This is a genomic window from Micropruina sp. (genome assembly GCF_047606365.1).
Classification (GTDB): Bacteria; Actinomycetota; Actinomycetes; order Propionibacteriales; family Propionibacteriaceae; genus Micropruina.
The window spans coordinates 1-14,962 of the sequence record NZ_JASGEN010000026.1; the positions used below are offsets into that span (position 1 = coordinate 1).

16 protein-coding genes are annotated in these 14,962 nt (G+C 67.9%); 12 read left to right on the forward strand and 4 right to left on the reverse strand.

Features of this window, described 5'->3' with window-relative positions:
• The 8 genes from pgeF to pyk all read left to right on the forward strand — a co-directional run.
• Window positions 1-694: peptidoglycan editing factor PgeF (pgeF, locus tag QM624_RS03830; RefSeq protein ID WP_415088899.1), on the forward strand; the 694-nt coding region annotated here is incomplete at its 5' end.
• Window positions 695-779: 85 nt separating this feature from the next.
• Window positions 780-1,298, forward strand: a complete 519-nt coding sequence (locus QM624_RS03835) for a cell division protein SepF (RefSeq protein ID WP_415088901.1) — start codon at window positions 780-782, stop codon at window positions 1,296-1,298.
• A gap of 27 nt (window positions 1,299-1,325) precedes the next feature.
• Window positions 1,326-1,616, forward strand: coding sequence for a YggT family protein (locus QM624_RS03840; protein ID WP_298131942.1), 291 nt, complete (start codon window positions 1,326-1,328; stop codon window positions 1,614-1,616).
• A gap of 96 nt (window positions 1,617-1,712) precedes the next feature.
• The gene (locus QM624_RS03845) at window positions 1,713-2,771 is read left to right on the forward strand and encodes a DivIVA domain-containing protein (RefSeq protein WP_415088903.1); all 1,059 of its coding nucleotides are present in this window, start codon (window positions 1,713-1,715) and stop codon (window positions 2,769-2,771) included.
• Window positions 2,772-3,020: 249 nt separating this feature from the next.
• On the forward strand, window positions 3,021-3,455 hold the full coding sequence (locus QM624_RS03850) for a TraR/DksA family transcriptional regulator (RefSeq protein WP_415088906.1): 435 nt from the start codon (window positions 3,021-3,023) through the stop codon (window positions 3,453-3,455).
• Window positions 3,428-3,985 (forward strand): signal peptidase II, encoded by a 558-nt coding sequence (gene lspA, locus QM624_RS03855; RefSeq protein WP_415088928.1) that lies wholly within the window; start codon window positions 3,428-3,430, stop codon window positions 3,983-3,985. Before QM624_RS03850 ends, lspA begins: the two co-directional genes overlap by 28 nt.
• Window positions 3,982-4,899 (forward strand): RluA family pseudouridine synthase, encoded by a 918-nt coding sequence (locus QM624_RS03860; RefSeq protein WP_415088908.1) that lies wholly within the window; start codon window positions 3,982-3,984, stop codon window positions 4,897-4,899. The genes lspA and QM624_RS03860 overlap by 4 nt, the downstream gene beginning before the upstream one ends.
• Before the next feature lie 59 nt (window positions 4,900-4,958).
• Window positions 4,959-6,368, forward strand: coding sequence for a pyruvate kinase (gene pyk / locus QM624_RS03865; RefSeq protein WP_415088910.1), 1,410 nt, complete (start codon window positions 4,959-4,961; stop codon window positions 6,366-6,368).
• 209 nt (window positions 6,369-6,577) lie between these two features.
• Here pyk and QM624_RS03870 read toward each other — a convergent pair whose 3' ends face one another.
• The 4 genes from QM624_RS03870 to QM624_RS03885 all read right to left on the reverse strand — a co-directional run bounded on the left by QM624_RS03870 (window position 6,578) and on the right by QM624_RS03885 (window position 11,648).
• On the reverse strand, window positions 6,578-8,071 hold the full coding sequence (locus QM624_RS03870; RefSeq protein ID WP_415088912.1) for an FGGY-family carbohydrate kinase: 1,494 nt from the start codon (window positions 8,069-8,071) through the stop codon (window positions 6,578-6,580).
• A 186-nt stretch (window positions 8,072-8,257) separates the two neighbouring features.
• Window positions 8,258-9,301, reverse strand: a complete 1,044-nt coding sequence (locus QM624_RS03875) for a zinc-binding dehydrogenase (RefSeq protein WP_415088914.1) — start codon at window positions 9,299-9,301, stop codon at window positions 8,258-8,260.
• 209 nt (window positions 9,302-9,510) lie between these two features.
• Window positions 9,511-11,139 (reverse strand): L-glutamate gamma-semialdehyde dehydrogenase, encoded by a 1,629-nt coding sequence (gene pruA, locus QM624_RS03880; RefSeq protein ID WP_415088916.1) that lies wholly within the window; start codon window positions 11,137-11,139, stop codon window positions 9,511-9,513.
• A 35-nt stretch (window positions 11,140-11,174) separates the two neighbouring features.
• Window positions 11,175-11,648, reverse strand: a complete 474-nt coding sequence (locus tag QM624_RS03885) for a VOC family protein (protein ID WP_415088918.1) — start codon at window positions 11,646-11,648, stop codon at window positions 11,175-11,177.
• A 153-nt stretch (window positions 11,649-11,801) separates the two neighbouring features.
• On the opposite strand from QM624_RS03885, the gene QM624_RS03890 reads away from it, so the two are divergent.
• From QM624_RS03890 to QM624_RS03905, 4 genes are all read left to right on the forward strand, one after another.
• The gene (locus QM624_RS03890) at window positions 11,802-12,299 is read left to right on the forward strand and encodes a hypothetical protein (protein WP_415088920.1); all 498 of its coding nucleotides are present in this window, start codon (window positions 11,802-11,804) and stop codon (window positions 12,297-12,299) included.
• A gap of 65 nt (window positions 12,300-12,364) precedes the next feature.
• Complete coding sequence (locus tag QM624_RS03895) at window positions 12,365-13,249, forward strand: ABC transporter substrate-binding protein (RefSeq protein ID WP_415088922.1); 885 nt, start codon at window positions 12,365-12,367, stop codon at window positions 13,247-13,249.
• A gap of 30 nt (window positions 13,250-13,279) precedes the next feature.
• Window positions 13,280-14,131 carry an amino acid ABC transporter permease gene (locus QM624_RS03900; RefSeq protein WP_415088924.1) on the forward strand — a complete coding sequence of 284 codons (852 nt, stop codon included), beginning with the start codon at window positions 13,280-13,282 and terminating at the stop codon, window positions 14,129-14,131.
• Between the two features lie 4 nt (window positions 14,132-14,135).
• Window positions 14,136-14,909 (forward strand): amino acid ABC transporter ATP-binding protein, encoded by a 774-nt coding sequence (locus QM624_RS03905; RefSeq protein ID WP_415088926.1) that lies wholly within the window; start codon window positions 14,136-14,138, stop codon window positions 14,907-14,909.
• The last annotated feature ends 53 nt before the right edge of the window (window positions 14,910-14,962 follow it).

Sequence of the window (14,962 nt, forward strand, 5' to 3'; positions counted from 1 at the left end):
CGACGGCGTCGGGGTCGCCTTTTCCGACGCGGTCGCGACCGACGGCGGTGTGCTCAGCCTGGGCGGCGCGCACGGCGCCACCGGACGGGCCCCCGGCCTGGCGGGGCTGGAGGCCGACCTGGGCGTGCCGCTGGCCGTGGTGAGCCAGGTGCACGGCACCGACGTCGCCGTGGTCGGGGCCGACACCGATCTGGCCGTGCTGGCCACCCGCAGCGCCGACGCCCTGCTCACCACCCGTCCCGGTATCGGCCTGGCCGTCCGCGTCGCCGACTGTGTGCCGGTGCTGTTCGCGGACGCCGCCGAAGGCGTCGTCGCGGCCGCGCACGCCGGGCGGGTCGGTCTGGCCGACGGTGTGCTGCAGGCCACGGTCGCCGCGATGCACGACGCCGGGGCGAAACAGATCACCGCCTGGATCGGCCCGCACATCTGCGGCCGCTGCTATGAGGTGCCCGAGACCATGGCTGCCGAGGTGGAGCAGCGGGTGCCGGGCAGCCGCGGCACCACCGACCGCGGCACCCCCGGCCTCGACCTGGGGGCTGGCGCCCGCGGCGTGCTGACCGGTCTGGGGGTGCGGGTGACCGACGTCGCCCACTGCACCCTGCAGACCCCGAGCCTGCATTCGTATCGCCGCGACGCCGCCGCGTCCGGACGGCAGGCGGGGATCATCTGGCTGACCGGCGGCACACCTTCGTAGCCGCGCGTGTCGGAGGGAGATTGCCGCTGGACCGCCTGTCACCATGGTTAGGTTGCAGCTTGTACGCGCGGACGAGGGATGGGAAATGGCTGACACACTGAAGAAGGCGGCCGTCTGGCTCGGGCTGGTCTCGGACAACAACTACGCACAGTCCGAGTACGGCGTCGACGACGTGACCCAGGAGGTGCCGCGCGAGGGCGAACGCCCGCAGGCGGCGGCACCCGCCGCTCACCAACAGGCGGTTCCGGCCGCGCCGGTGCCCGCCGCGGCGACCGTCACCGAACTGGAATCGCGCCGGCCGACGGCGCCGGTGCAGCGCCCGGCCGACCTGAGCCGGATCATCACCGTCACCCCGCGCACGTACAACGAGGCGCGCACCATCGGTGAGAACTTCCGCGACGGCGTCCCGGTGATCATGAACCTGGGCGAGATGGAAGGTGAGGACGCCAAGCGGCTGGTCGATTTCGCCGCGGGCCTGATTTTCGGACTGCATGGCAGTATTGATCGCATCACCAGCAAGGTGTTCCTGCTCTCGCCGCCCAACATCAATGTGACCGCCGAGGACAAGGAGCGGCTTGCCGGGGGTTTCTACAACCAGAGCTAGCCAGGCTCATCACCGAAGGAAGTGCCCGTGCAACTAGTCGGATTGATCCTCTGGTATGTGCTGTGGGCTTACCTGGCGATCCTGATGGCACGGGCCGTGCTCTCGTTCGTCCCCCTCTTCGTCCGGGACTGGCAGCCGCGCGGCTTCATGCTGGTCTTCGCCGAGTTCGTCTACACCCTCACCGACCCGCCGCTGCGGCTGATGCGCAAGATCATCCCGCCGGTGCGGATCGGCTCGACCAGCTGGGATCTGGGCTTCCTGGTGCTCTTCCTCGGGCTTTCGTTCGTGCAGCGGCTGGTCCTGCTGTTCATGGTCTGAACGGCGTCCGGAGCTGCCCGGGAACCTTTGTGTTCGGGTGTCCGCACCGATAGCCTGACCGAGGCTCTTTCCCATCCTTCCTTCGTGAGGTGAAGCATGACCTTGACCTTGGAGCAGGTCCGTCAGACTCGTTTCCACCTGGCTCGCCGCAACGGCTATGAGCCGGTGGACGTGGACAACTTCGTCGACAAGGTCGAGGTGACGCTGGCGCAGCTCGGCGAAGAGAACGAGACCCTGAAGAAGCAGGTCGAGGCGCTGACCGCGGGCGATGGCGGTGCTGTGGCGCCGGCCGCCGACGGTGGCGCCGAGGCCGACGAGCTGCGTCAGCAGCTGGCCGACGCCAATGCCGAGGTCGAGCGACTGCGCGGCGAACTCGACGGACGCGGCAGCGAACTGGAGAACGTCCGGGCCGAGCTGCAGACCGCGAAGGGCTCGCTGGCCGAGGGCGACCAGGGTGAACTGGTCGGCAGGCTGCAGGCCGAACTCGACCAGGTCAAGGGCGAGCTGGCCGGCCGCGACGAGCGTCTCACCGGGCTGCAGACCGAGCTGGACGGCGTCCGCGCCGAGCTGGCCACCGCCCAGGAGGCGCAGGTCGAGCGCACCTCGAAGATCGAGCACATCGAGGTCACCGCCGCCGCGGATGCCGCGCCCGCGGTGACCAAGCTGCTGCAGATGGCGACCGAGCAGGCCGAGCGGCTGGTCGGCGACGCCGAGGCCGATGCCGAGCGGATCAGCTCCGAGGCGTCCAGCAAGGCCACCTCGACGGTGGAGGACGCCTCCGCGAAGGCGCACGAGGCGCTGACCGGTGCCCGGGCCCGCGCCGAAGAGATCCAGCAGCAGGCCAGCGCCGCCGCCGAAGCGCTGGCGGCCGAGACCAAGGCGAAGGCCGAGGCCCTGAACGCCGAACTCGCCGAGCGCCGCACCGAGCTGTTCTCGGTGCTGGAGAGCGAGCGTGACGAGCTGCGCGGCAAGGTCGATCACCTGCGTTCGTTCGAGGAGCGGTTCCGGCAGAGCCTGGCGACCCAGCTGCAGGCGCACCTGGATTCGCTGTCCGGCAAGGCCCAGCCCGAGGACGAGCCCGAGCTGCTCGACCAGGCCGCCGCCGAACGGTCGGCGACCCCGCGGCTGGACGCCCTGCTCAACGAACAGGGCTGACCCCCTCCGGCCGTCCGGGTGACCAAAGGAACCGTCCCCGGTGACCAAAGGAACCGTCCCCGGTGACCGAAGGAACCGTCCCCGGTGACCGTGGGGACGGTTCTTCTCGTACCGCTTCCGCGGCCGTGTCCGACGGTGCCGTCCTCGGCCGGTGGTGCCGCGGCGGATCATCGGCAGTCGTAGCCTTCGGTTGCGTCGAGCCGGGTGATACTCTCTCGGCTCGGAACACGACCCAAGGAGTTCTTCGCCATGTCACCGGCTCGCAGGACGGATCCCGTTGTCAACGGTCCGGCGTCCATTCCCGTCGCCGAGGGCGAAGAGCCGTGGACCCAGGAGGAGCTGACCGAGATCCGTGAGGAGCTGACCGGCGAGGTGGCCCGCCTGGAGCGGGCGATCGCGGTCGCCCAGGCCGGGCTGGAGGACCTCTTCTCCGACGGCAGCGAGGGCGCCGGACGCGACGCGGCCGATGTCGGCTCGACGAACTTCGAACGTGACCAGGAGATGTCGCTGGCGCAGAACGCCCGCGAGATGCTCGAGCAGGCCCAGCTGGCGCTGCGGCTGTTCGACTCCGGTGACTACGGCAGCTGCGAATCCTGCGGACGTCCGATCGGCAAGGACCGGCTGCAGGTCTTCCCACGGGCCACCCTGTGCATGGACTGCAAGAAGCGGGAGGAACGGCGATAGCCGGCAAGACTCGTCGCTACGGCCTATGGGCGGTGCTGCTCGGACTGTGCGGCTTCGCCCTCGACTGGACGACCAAGGAATGGGTGCTGGCCAACCTCGACCCGACGGCGCCCGTGCAGGTCATTCCCGGGCAGCTGTACCTGCGGCTGATCCGCAACCCCGGCGCGGCGTTCAGCATGGGGGAGAGCTTCACAGTGGTGCTCACCTGCCTGGCCATCGCCGCCCTGCTCTTCCTGCTGTTCTGGATGGTGCCCCGGGTGGGGCATCCGGGCTGGGCGGTGGCCACCGGGCTGCTGCTGGCCGGCGTCGCCGGCAACCTCTTCGACCGCCTGTTCCGTGAACCCGGGGCGTTCCACGGCCATGTCGTCGACTTCCTCCAGGTGCCCTGGTTCGCCGTCTTCAACGTCGCCGACATCTGGATCACCTTCGCCGCGGTCACGGTGATCTGGCTCACCCTGATCACCAGCGTGACGCTGTCCGGCGAGAAGGCCGAGCGGGGCGGGTCGGCGTCCGCGAAGGCCCGGCCGTGAGCATCCACCTGGTGCCGGACGGCCTGGCCGGCCAGCGCGTCGACAGCGCCGCCGCCCGAATGACCGGACTCTCCCGCAGCCGGATCGACGACCTGATCGCCGACGGCCACGTCCAACTCGACGGCCGCAGCGTCACCAAGTCGACCCGGGTCAACGGTGGCGAGATGCTCGAGGTGACCCTGCCCGAGCCGGCGGCGGCCGTGCCGGTCGTCCCGCGCGAGGTGGCCGGCGTCGGGATCGTGCACGACGACGCCGACATCGTGGTGATCGACAAGCCGGCCGGGGTGGCCGCGCATCCGTCGCTGGGCTGGGACGGCCCGTCGGTGACCGAACATCTGGCCGCCGCCGGGTTCCGGATCTCGACCTCGGGGGCGGCCGAGCGGCAGGGCGTCGTGCAGCGGCTGGACGTGGGCACCTCGGGGTTGATGGTGGTGGCCAAGAGCGAACGCGCCTACACCCTGCTCAAACGCGCCTTCCGTGACCGCACGGTCGACAAGGTCTATCACGCGCTGGTGCAGGGCTTCCCCGACCCGCACGTCGGCACCATCGACGCCCCGATCGGACGGCACCCCGGCCACGACTGGAAGATGGCGATCATCGACGGCGGCCGGCACAGCGTCACCCACTACGACACCCTCGAAGTGTTCCGCGGCGCCACACTGCTCGAGGTGCACCTGGAAACTGGGCGCACCCACCAGATCCGGGTGCACTGCCAGGCGATCGGGCATCCCTGCGTCGGCGATCCGCTGTACGGCAGCGACCCGGTGCTGTCCCGCCGGCTGGGGTTGGAGCGGCAGTGGCTGCACGCCGTCGAACTCGGCTTCGAACACCCCGGCAGCGGTGAACAGGTGCGGTTCAGCTCGCCCTACCCCGATGACCTGGCCGCGGCGTTGGAGCAGCTTCGCGAGCTGTGATGTCCGATTGCCCGATTCCGTCACACTGCTGTTAACGACAGTCCGCTAGGGTGCACAACGTGCGCAGAGCGAAGATCGTGGCAACACTGGGTCCCTCGACGGACAGTCTGGAAAAGGTGATCGGCCTGATGGAGGCCGGCATCAACGTAGCCCGCCTGAACATGTCTCACGGCGATCATTTGGAGCACATGCGGCGGCTGAAGCTGGTGCGGGACGCCTCGCACGAGGTGGGCCGCCCGGTGGGCGTGTTCGCCGACCTGCAGGGCCCCAAGATCCGGCTCACCCGGTTCGAGAACGATTTCGCGATTCTCGAGGCGGGGCAGCGGTTCGTGATCACCACCGATGACGTGCTCGGCACCGCCGAGCGCTGCGGCACCACGCTGAAGACCCTCACCATGGACGTCCAGCCCGGCGACCAGGTGCTGGTCGACGACGGCCGGATCCATCTGCGGGCGGTCGAGGTGACCGACACCGACGTGGTCACCGAGGTGGTCGTCGGCGGCCGGGTGTCGAACAACAAGGGCATCAACCTGCCCGGCGTCGCGGTCTCGGTGCCGGCGCTGAGCGAGAAGGACGAGCAGGACCTGCGCTGGGCGCTGCGGCACGGCGTCGACATGGTGGCGTTGTCCTTCGTGCGCAGTGCGTCCGACTACGACCGGGTCCGCGAGATCATGGACGCCGAGGACCGGCACGTTCCGGTGATCGCCAAGATCGAGAAGCCGCAGGCGATCGACAACCTGCACGACATCATCGACACCTTCGACGCGGTGATGGTGGCCCGCGGTGACCTGGGTGTGGAGTTGCCGCCCGAGCAGGTGCCGTCGGTGCAGAAGCGGATCATCGAAGAGGCCCGCAAGTGGGCCAAGCCGGTGATCGTCGCCACCCAGATGCTGGAATCGATGATCGGGGCGCCGCAGCCGACCCGGGCCGAGACCTCCGACGTCGCCAACGCCATCCTGGACGGCGCCGACGCGGTGATGCTGTCCGGTGAGACCGCGATGGGCGAGTACCCGATCGAGGCCGTCGAGGTGATGAGCCGGATCATCAACTACACCGAAGAGCAGGGCCTGATCAACATCCGGCACATCGACTGGGATCCGCACACCCACGCCGGCATCATCTCCAAGGCCGCGGTCGACATCGCCGAACGGGTCGGTGCGAAGTACCTGGCCGCCTTCACCGTCTCGGGCGACACCCCGCACCGGCTGGCCCGGCTGCGTTGTGAGATCCCGATCATGGCGTTCACCCCGAAGCCCCGGACGGCACTCGAGCTCACCCTGTGCTGGGGCGTCCAGTCCTATGTCACGCCCGAGTTCGTCTCCACCGAGTCGATGGTGCAGTCCGTGCAGGACGCCCTGATGGAGACCCGCTGGGTCAAGCCGGGCGACCTGATCGTCATCGTCGCCGGCAACCCGTCCGGCAGCGGCGGCCAGACCAACTCGGTCCGCATCTACGAACTGCACGAGTAGCCCGAACTCACCACGAGATCCCGGAGCAAGTCCGGGATGACGGCCGGCTCGGCCCACCCCGTCATCCCGGCGAACGCCGGGATCTCGAAGTTCGATCAACGGGCTACCGCTGGTTGAGCTTGTCGAAACCCCGGTGACCGGACAAGCTCGATCAACGACGAACGGACGCGACCACCGAGGTGGCCGCGTCCGTCGTTTGCTACAAGGGGTTACTCGGCGAGCTGGTGATCGGCCAGGAAGTGCGCGATGTCCTTGGTGGCCGGGTAGAGCTCCAGGTACTTACCGAAGAAGTCGTCGTAGAGACCCTTGTTCTCCGGATCGGGCTGGACGTGGGCCGAGACCTTCATCCAGCTGGTCGACTCGTCCGCCTCGCCGACGTTCTGCGCCGAGATCAGCGCGTCGCCGTAGCTGGCGCCGATGGCGAGCTTCGGCAGCACCTGCTCGATGCCGCAGACGTCCGACATGATCTGGGTCCACAGGCCGCCCTTGGTGCCGCCGCCGACCGCGACGAACCGCTTGCCCTCGCCGCCGGCCTCCTTGATGGCTTCCAGCAGGTGCCGGGTGCCGTAGGCGGTGGCCTCGAGCAGCGCCCGGTACAGCTCACCGCGCGACGTGCTCAGGGTCAGTCCGGCGATCACGCCGCGGGCCCGCGGGTCGCTGATCGGCGTCCGCTCACCGGCGAAGTAGGGCAGCGCCAGCAGTCCGTTCGAGCCGGGTGCGACGTCGCTGGCCTCCTCGGACAGCACGGCGTACTCGGTGCCGCCGCTGATGTCCTTCAACCAGGTGGTCAACGCACCTGAGGCCGACAGGCCGCCGGCCAGCGCGAAGGTGTTGCGGTACAGGCCGGTGATCGCCCACAGGTTCGGGTGCGCCATGAACTGGCTGGCGACCAGGTTGGCGACGATCGTCGAGCCGTACATCAGCATCACGTCGCCCGGGTCCTTGACCCCGACGCTGAGCGCTTCGCTGAACGCGTCGGTGGTGCCGACACCGACCGGGATGCCCTCGGGCAGGCCGGTCAGGGCGGCGCCCTGGGCGGTGATGTAGCCGGCGATCTCGTTGGAGTACTTCAGCTCGGGCAGCTCCAGGCCCGGGGCCACCATCTCGCACCACTCCGGGATCCAGTCCTGGGTCTTCGGCGAGTACATCGGGTCGAACATGGACGCCGACAGGTGGTCGAGCACATACGCACCGGTCAGCTTGAACGCCACATAGGACTGGGCCATGAAGAAGTACTTGGTCTTCTCCCACACCCAGGGCTCGTTGCGCACGGTCCACAGGAACTTCGGGCCCTGCGACTGCGAGGTCAGCACGTTGCCGCAGCGCTCGATCAGTGCCTCGGTGCCCAGCTTGTCGGTCAGCTCGGCGACCTCCTTCGAGGCACGGGTGTCCACGCCGTACAGGATGGCCGGACGCAGCGGCTTGCCGTCGCCGTCGGTGAACACGCTGCACGGGCCGATGCCCGAGGTGGTGATGCCGACGACGGGACCGTTCGCCTTGTGCAGCAGGTCGGCGGTGATGGCCAGGAAGTCGGCCCACCAGACCTCGTCGGCGTCATGCTCGACATGGCCGGGCTTCGGCATCGAGGTGCGGTGCGGCTTCTCCGAGGTGGCGATCACCTTGCCGTTCAGCCGGGCGAGGACGCCCTTCGAGCTGCCGGTGCCGAAGTCGATCCCGATGACCAACCTCTTGTCCTTCGCCATGGTGGCTCCTTTCTGCGAGCAACATTGCTCTCCTGGGAGGACGCGACGTTGCTGCCTCCCCACCCTGAACGGTATTCGATGCGGCGCGTTGCCGGGAGGGTCCGACCGCGGAAAGGGACAAATTACGTGTGGTAACCCACAGGTTCTGTGGGATTGGCGGTGATTCGGCCGGCGTCGCACCGAGGCTCAGTCGGGAATCACCGCCACCTTGAGCCCCTCACGGGTGGCGACGAACTCGATCGCCTCAGCGGCCTGGGACAGCCCGAAGGTGTGGGTGAGCAGCGAACCGGTGTCGATGGCGCCGCTGGAGAGCAGCCGGATGGCGCGGGCGAAGCTCTCCCGGCCCGAGTTCGAGGCACCCACCACGGTCAGCTCCCGGTAGTGGATCAGGTTCGCGGCGATGTTCGACCAGCCGTCGCCGGCCAGTCCCGCGAAGATGCTCACCCGGCCGCGCTTGCGCACCATGCTGAGGCATTCGTTGACCAGGTCGGGCAGCCCGATGCAGAGCACCGCGACGTCGGCACCCGCGCCCCCGGTCTCGTCCCGGACGACCTCGAGCAGATCCTGGCTGGCCGGGTCGACGATCACATCGGCGCCCAGCGCTGCGGCGCGGGCGCGCCGTCCGGCATGCGGCTCGGAGACGATCACCTTCTCGGCGCCGGCGAGCCGGGCCAGTTGCAGATGGATCATGCCGATCGGGCCGGCCCCCAGAATCACCACCGTGTCACCGATCTCGACCCGGTAGTTGTCCAGCCCGTTGAGGCAGCAGGAGAGCGGTTCGGCCAACGAGAGCTGCGCCGGCTTGAGGGTGGCCGGTGCCTTCATCAGCAGACCGTTGGCGACGGCGACCCGCGGCATCAGCATGTAGTCGGCCAGCCCGCCGTTGACGTCGTAGCCGACCAGGTGCACCCGCTCGCAGAGGTGTTCGTAGCCGCGCCGGCAGGGGCCGCACAGCCCGCAGATCAGCGACGGCGGCATCGCCACCAGGTCGCCGATCTCGAAGTTCCGGACGCCGTCGCCGACGGCGTCCACATGGCCCGCGACCTCGTGACCCAGCACCACGCCCAGGTCGACGCCCTTGGTCTTCTCGCCGCGCAGGATCCGCAGGTCGGTGCCGCACACCGTATTCGCACCCACCCGGATCCGCACCTCACCGGGACCCGGCTCGGGGGTGGCGATCTCGGACAGCCTGGCCGGGGCGGACGGCCCGGCGAAAGTGAAGGCGCGCATGACGGTGACTCTCCCTTCGCTGATCGCGGCGCGGATCGCCGCCTCGAGAGGGAGCCTACGCAGTGGCAGCGGTGCCGACAGCCAGGTCCGGTGCGAGCGTCCCGCCACCTGGGCGTCGAATCGACGACCCGACAGAAACTCCGGACGGCCGGCAACCCGTGGGGTTACCGGCCGTCCGGAGCTGTGACGTGCGCGACGTCCGCACTCGGTCAGTCCATATGCGGGTAGCGATGGTCGACCGGCGGGACGAAGGTCTCCTTGATCACCCGCGGGCTCGTCCAGCGCAGCAGGTTCTGTGGCGCACCGGCCTTGTCGTTGGTGCCGGACGCGCGGGCGCCGCCGAACGGCTGCTGCCCGACCACCGCGCCGGTGGGCTTGTCGTTGAGGTACAGGTTGCCCGCCGCGAACCGCAGCGACCGAGTGGCGGAGGCCAGGGCCGTCCGGTCCCGGCCGATCACCGAACCGGTGAGGGCGTACGGCGAGGCCGCCTCCGCCTGGCGCAGCACGGCGTCGAAATCGTCGTCGTCGAAGACGTGCACGGCCAGGATCGGTCCGAAGTACTCGGTACGGAAGACCTCATCGGCCGGATCCTCGCCGAGCACGATCGTCGGACGGACGAACCATCCGACCGAATCGTCGAACCGGCCGCCGGCGGCGATCGTGAGGCCCGGCTGCGCCTGGGCCCGCTCGATGGCCGTCCGCTGCTTGGCGAAGGCCCGGTCGTCGATGACGGCACCGAGGTAGTTGCCGAAGTCTCGGGGATCACCCATCGGCAGTGCCTCGGTGGCGTCGACCAGGTCGTCGCCCATCCGGTTCCAGACGCTCCGCGGCAGGTAGGCCCGCGACGCCGCCGAACACTTCTGCCCGGCATAGTCGAAGGCGCCCCGGATCAACGCGGTGCGCAGCACGTCGTCGTCGGCCGACGGGTGGGCGATCACGAAGTCCTTGCCGCCGGTCTCGCCGACCAGCCGCGGGTAGCTGCGGTAGCGGCCGATGTTGCCGCCGACCGCACCCCACAGCCGGTGGAAGGTGGGCGTCGAACCGGTGAAGTGGATGCCGGCCAGGCCGGGATCGGCGAGCGCGACCTCGGAGACCGCCAGCCCGTCACCGGGCAGCATGTTGATCACCCCGGCCGGCAGCCCGGCCTCCTCCAGCAGTTCCATGGTCAGGCTTGCCGCCAACTGCTGGGTGGGGGACGGCTTCCACAGCACCGTGTTGCCCATCAGCGCGGGCGCCGTGGGCAGGTTGCCGGCGATCGCGGTGAAGTTGAACGGGGTGATCGCGTAGACGAAGCCCTCCAGCGGGCGGTGGTCCAGGCGGTTCCACACCCCGGGGCTGTTGGCGATCGGCTGTTCGCCCAGGATCTGCGCGGCGTAGTGGACATTGAACCGCCAGAAGTCGATCAGCTCACAGGCACTGTCGATCTCGGCTTGATAAGCGGTTTTGCCCTGCCCGAGCAGGGTGGCGGCGTTGAGCCGTTGCCGCCACGGTCCGGCCAGCAGGTCGGCGGCGCGCAGGAACACCGCGGCCCGGTCGTCGAACGACAGCTCGCGCCAGCCGGGTGCGGCGGCCTGGGCCGCCGCGATGGCGTCCGCGGTGTCGGCGGTGGTGGCGTTGTGCAGCGTGCCCAGCACGTGCTGGTGGTCGTGCGGCTGGCTGACGGTGATCGCTTCGCCCCCGCCCGGCCGGTGCCGGCCGCCGATGACGGCGTCCAGCGGGTGCTGCTCGGCTTGCAGCCGGTCGATCTGGGCCAGCAGTTCGGCTCGTTCCGGCGAACCCGGCGCGTAGTCGAGCGGGGTCTCGTTGACCGGAAGCGGGGGTATGGTGGCGGCGTCCATGGCTGTTCCCTTTCGGTTCGGGGCGCTGAGCCCGGTCAGTTCTGAGCGGACCCGGACGTGGTGCTGTCGCTGGTGCGCCGCACCTCGAGCGTCACGCCGGTCTCGGCACGGGTGTCGAAGTAGGCGAACCCGGAGCCGTCGGCCCGCTGACCCTTCGCGATGACGTCCAGGCCGAGCTCCCCGCCGGTGGCGACGGCCGCGGTCAGGTCGGGAACCTCGAAGCCAAGGTGGTAGACACCCTCGCCGTTGGCGTCCAGGAAGCGGCGCTGCGGGGTGTCCTCAGGGCCGGGCTGGCACAGCTGCAGCTGGAAGTTCTCGAAGTCGTAACACTTGTACTTCATCGCCGCCGAACCGGCCGGGTCGGGCACCTCGTAGGTGACGTACGGCGTGCCCTTCGGGTAGTCGAACCAGGGGCCCACTCCGAGCCGCTGATAAGCGGAAACGGCCTTTTCAAGGTCATGGACGACGATGCACACATGGTGCAGACGGGTGAACAGTTCGTGGCTCATCTCGGAGTCCTTCCGTAGTGCTGGACGGGTGACTGAACGGTCGCGAGTGGCAGCTCCGGCAGTGGCGAGCGTTCCAGGTCTAGGCAATGTATACCAAACAGTGTACGGTTCACCATACAACGCGATGCAAGGTGCATCGCGGGGAGGAGACGCATGTATTACTTCGGCTACTGCACCTACCTGCTCGATGCCGAGCTGCGTAAGTACCTGCCGGAGGCGGTCACGGTCACCAAGGCGACCGCGCCCAACCATCAGATCCAGTTCCGGGCCGCGGGCGACCGCACCGACCGGGGCTGGTGCCACCTGGCCGACGTCGGCACCCTCGGCAAGACCGCGAGGGGAATCGTCTTCGAGGTCAACGACGAGCGCGTCAACGATGATTTCGATGACTTCGACATCATCTTCCTCACCGTCCGCGGCGATGACGGTGAGACCTATGACGCGTTCACCTACGTGCTTTCCCAGCCCGGTCAGCCGATGCGGCCGCCGCGGTTCTACTGGGAGCGCGTGCCCAACGGCCTGGTCGAGCAGGAGTTCCCGCTCGATTACCGCAACGAGGTCCAGGCCATCTTCGATGCCGCCGCCGAATGCCCCGATTTCGACCGTCCGGCACCTGCCGTGGCGCCCGGTCGCTCGGCGGACACCCGGTGATCGGCCCCACCCGCCCCTACCAGGAAAGAGCAACCCGCTTATTTGCCTCAAGGAAAGAGAGCACCATGTTGCGTACCCTTCGTGCCGGTCTGACCGCGGCGGTTGCCGTGGCGTCGGCTTCTTTGATGCTGACCGCGTGTGTCGGCCCCAGCAGTAGCAGTAGCGCGTCACCCACGGGTTCGACGACCGAGGTCCACACCGTCACACCTGGTGTCCTCAAGGTCGGCTCCCAGCAGTCGTACATCCCCGGTGAGTTCTTCGAGGAGGGCAAGGACAACGTCCAAGGCTTCAGCGTCGACTTCATCGATGAGATCGGCAAGCGGCTCAACCTGAAGGTCGAGTGGCAGCAGGTCGACTACTCGGCCATCATCACCGGTCTGCAGTCGAACCAGTTCGACATGGGATCGGGCGGCATGAGCCCCAACCCGGATCGCCTCGCCCAGGTCGACATGGTCGGCTACTTCCAGTCGGGTGCCACCTACATCCTGCGCAAGGAGGACGAGGGGAAGTACAAGAACTCCCAGGACTTCTGTGGCAAGAAGATCGGCATGCTCGAAGGCTCCACCACGCTGCAGGCGGCGATCGACAAGGAGAATGAGAAGTGCGGGGGCAACCCGATCCAGGTCGAGCCCTACACCAACACCAACCTCGGCGTTCAGGGCCTGCTGTCCAAGCGGATCGACGCTTACACCCCTGACGTGGCGCAGAGCCAGTACATCGTCAAGCAGGACCCGAACAACCTCGTCACCATCGGCGACTACGTGCTGGTCGACTACCTGATCAACTACACGTTCACCAAGGAGAACACCGCTCTCCGCAACGCGGTGTACAACACCCTGCAAGAGATGATGACCGACGGCACCTACGACAAGATCCTCGAGAAGTGGGGTATCGACCGTGGTGGGTTGAAGAAGCCGGCGTTGAACGGTGACCTCAATGCGAAGCCGTGATCGGCTCGTCATGATGCGGGCGGTCCGGCCATGACGGCCGCGACCGGGACGTCCGAGGGCGTCTACTTCCCGGTACGGGCGAAGTTCCCGTGGGGTCAGTTCATCCAGGCCGCGGTGGTCATCGTCATCGTCGGCTGGGTGATCGTCAGCTTCGTGATCTCGGGAGTCTTCGACTTCGCGACGGTGGCCCGCTACCTGTTCGGCCCGCAGATCTGGGCCGGCCTGTGGGGCACCGTCAGCCTGGCCACGTTGTCGACGGCGATCGCACTGGTGCTCGGCACCCTGGTCGCGCTGATGCGGATCTCGAACAACCGGGTGCTCTCCGGTGTGGCTGCGGCCTACGTGTTCTTCTTCCGTGGCACACCGATGCTGGTCCAGTTGCTGATCTGGTTCTACGCCATCCCTCGAATGATCGGACAGGTGCGGATCGGCATCCCGTTCACCGACGTGGTGTGGGTCGACCAGCCGGCGAGCATCTTCTTCACGCCGTTCGTCGCGGGTCTGTTCGCACTCTCGCTGGCAGAGACCGGCTACATGGCCGAGGTCGTCCGTTCGGGCATCCTCGGTGTCGACCAGGGCCAGCGGGACGCCGCCACGGCTCTGGGCCTGCCGCGCAGGAAGATCACCACCCAGATCGTTCTTGTGCAGGCCTTCCGGATCATCCTTCCGTCGGCCGGCAACCAGGACATCATGATGATCAAGAACACCTCCCTGGCCTACACCATCGGGTACATGGAGCTTCTGCTCACCGTGAGCCGCATCTACTACTCCAACTTCAAGTACCTGGAACTGCTGCTGGTCGCGGCGTTCTGGTACCTCGTGCTGACGGCGCTCATCACGTTCCTCCAGCAGTTCCTCGAACGCCGATTCCCCGCGAGGTAGGGCCATGACTGAACCCAAACTGAAAATGGAAGCCCTGCACGTCTACAAGTCGTTCGGGGACGTCAAGGTGCTGCACGATGTGTCGGTCAGGGTGCATTCCGGTGAGGTGGTGGCTCTGATCGGGCCGTCCGGTGCCGGCAAGTCCACCTTCCTGCGCTGCGTCAACAACCTGCAGCCGATCGACTCCGGCACGATCGAGGTCGACGAGGAACTGATCGGCTACCGCAAGGTGGGCGAATACCTGGAGCCGTTGCCCGACAAGGAGGCCGCGGCACAGCGGGCCCGGATCGGCATGGTTTTCCAGAACTTCAACCTGTTCCGGCACATGACCGCGGTCGCCAACGTCATGTACGGACAGATCGAGGTGCTCGGACGGCCCAAGGCCGAGGCTCACGCAACCGCCATGGACGCCCTCAAGAGGGTCGGCCTGGTAGGGCGCGAGGACCGTTTCCCGGCTCAACTCTCGGGCGGGCAGCAGCAGCGTGTGGCGATCGCCCGCGTGATGGCGATGAATCCCACCATGATTCTGCTCGACGAGCCGACCAGCGCCCTCGACCCCGAACTCCGGGTGGAGGTCGCCAACGTCATCAAGGGAATGGCCGAGAACAAGGCCACCATGTTGATGGCCACGCACGACATCCCACTGGTGCACGACATCGCGGACTACATCATCTTCATGGTGGACGGCCGCGTCGTCGAGGCCGGTGCCGCCGAGAAGATCCTCACCAACCCCGAGCACGATCGCACCCGTTCGTTCCTCACCGCCATGGAGTCCTGACACCACTGTGACCACCTCGTCTCAGCCCGGCGTGGTGCGGACGGATCGTCCGC

Excerpts from the sequence above, each read along its gene's own strand:
- pruA (WP_415088916.1), bottom strand. The coding sequence starts at position 11,139 with ATGGACGCCGCCACCATACCCCCGCTTCCGGTCAACGAGACCCCGCTC.
- QM624_RS03875 (WP_415088914.1), bottom strand. The coding sequence starts at position 9,301 with ATGCGCGCCTTCACTTTCGCCGGGCCGTCCGCCCCGGCCAGGCTGTCC.
- QM624_RS03835 (WP_415088901.1), top strand. The coding sequence starts at position 780 with ATGGCTGACACACTGAAGAAGGCGGCCGTCTGGCTCGGGCTGGTCTCG.
- QM624_RS03850 (WP_415088906.1), top strand. The coding sequence starts at position 3,021 with ATGTCACCGGCTCGCAGGACGGATCCCGTTGTCAACGGTCCGGCGTCC.
- QM624_RS03885 (WP_415088918.1), bottom strand. The coding sequence starts at position 11,648 with ATGAGCCACGAACTGTTCACCCGTCTGCACCATGTGTGCATCGTCGTC.
- QM624_RS03890 (WP_415088920.1), top strand. The coding sequence starts at position 11,802 with ATGTATTACTTCGGCTACTGCACCTACCTGCTCGATGCCGAGCTGCGT.
- QM624_RS03870 (WP_415088912.1), bottom strand. The coding sequence starts at position 8,071 with ATGGCGAAGGACAAGAGGTTGGTCATCGGGATCGACTTCGGCACCGGC.
- QM624_RS03845 (WP_415088903.1), top strand. The coding sequence starts at position 1,713 with ATGACCTTGACCTTGGAGCAGGTCCGTCAGACTCGTTTCCACCTGGCT.
- QM624_RS03895 (WP_415088922.1), top strand. The coding sequence starts at position 12,365 with ATGTTGCGTACCCTTCGTGCCGGTCTGACCGCGGCGGTTGCCGTGGCG.
- QM624_RS03905 (WP_415088926.1), top strand. The coding sequence starts at position 14,136 with ATGACTGAACCCAAACTGAAAATGGAAGCCCTGCACGTCTACAAGTCG.
- QM624_RS03900 (WP_415088924.1), top strand. The coding sequence starts at position 13,280 with ATGACGGCCGCGACCGGGACGTCCGAGGGCGTCTACTTCCCGGTACGG.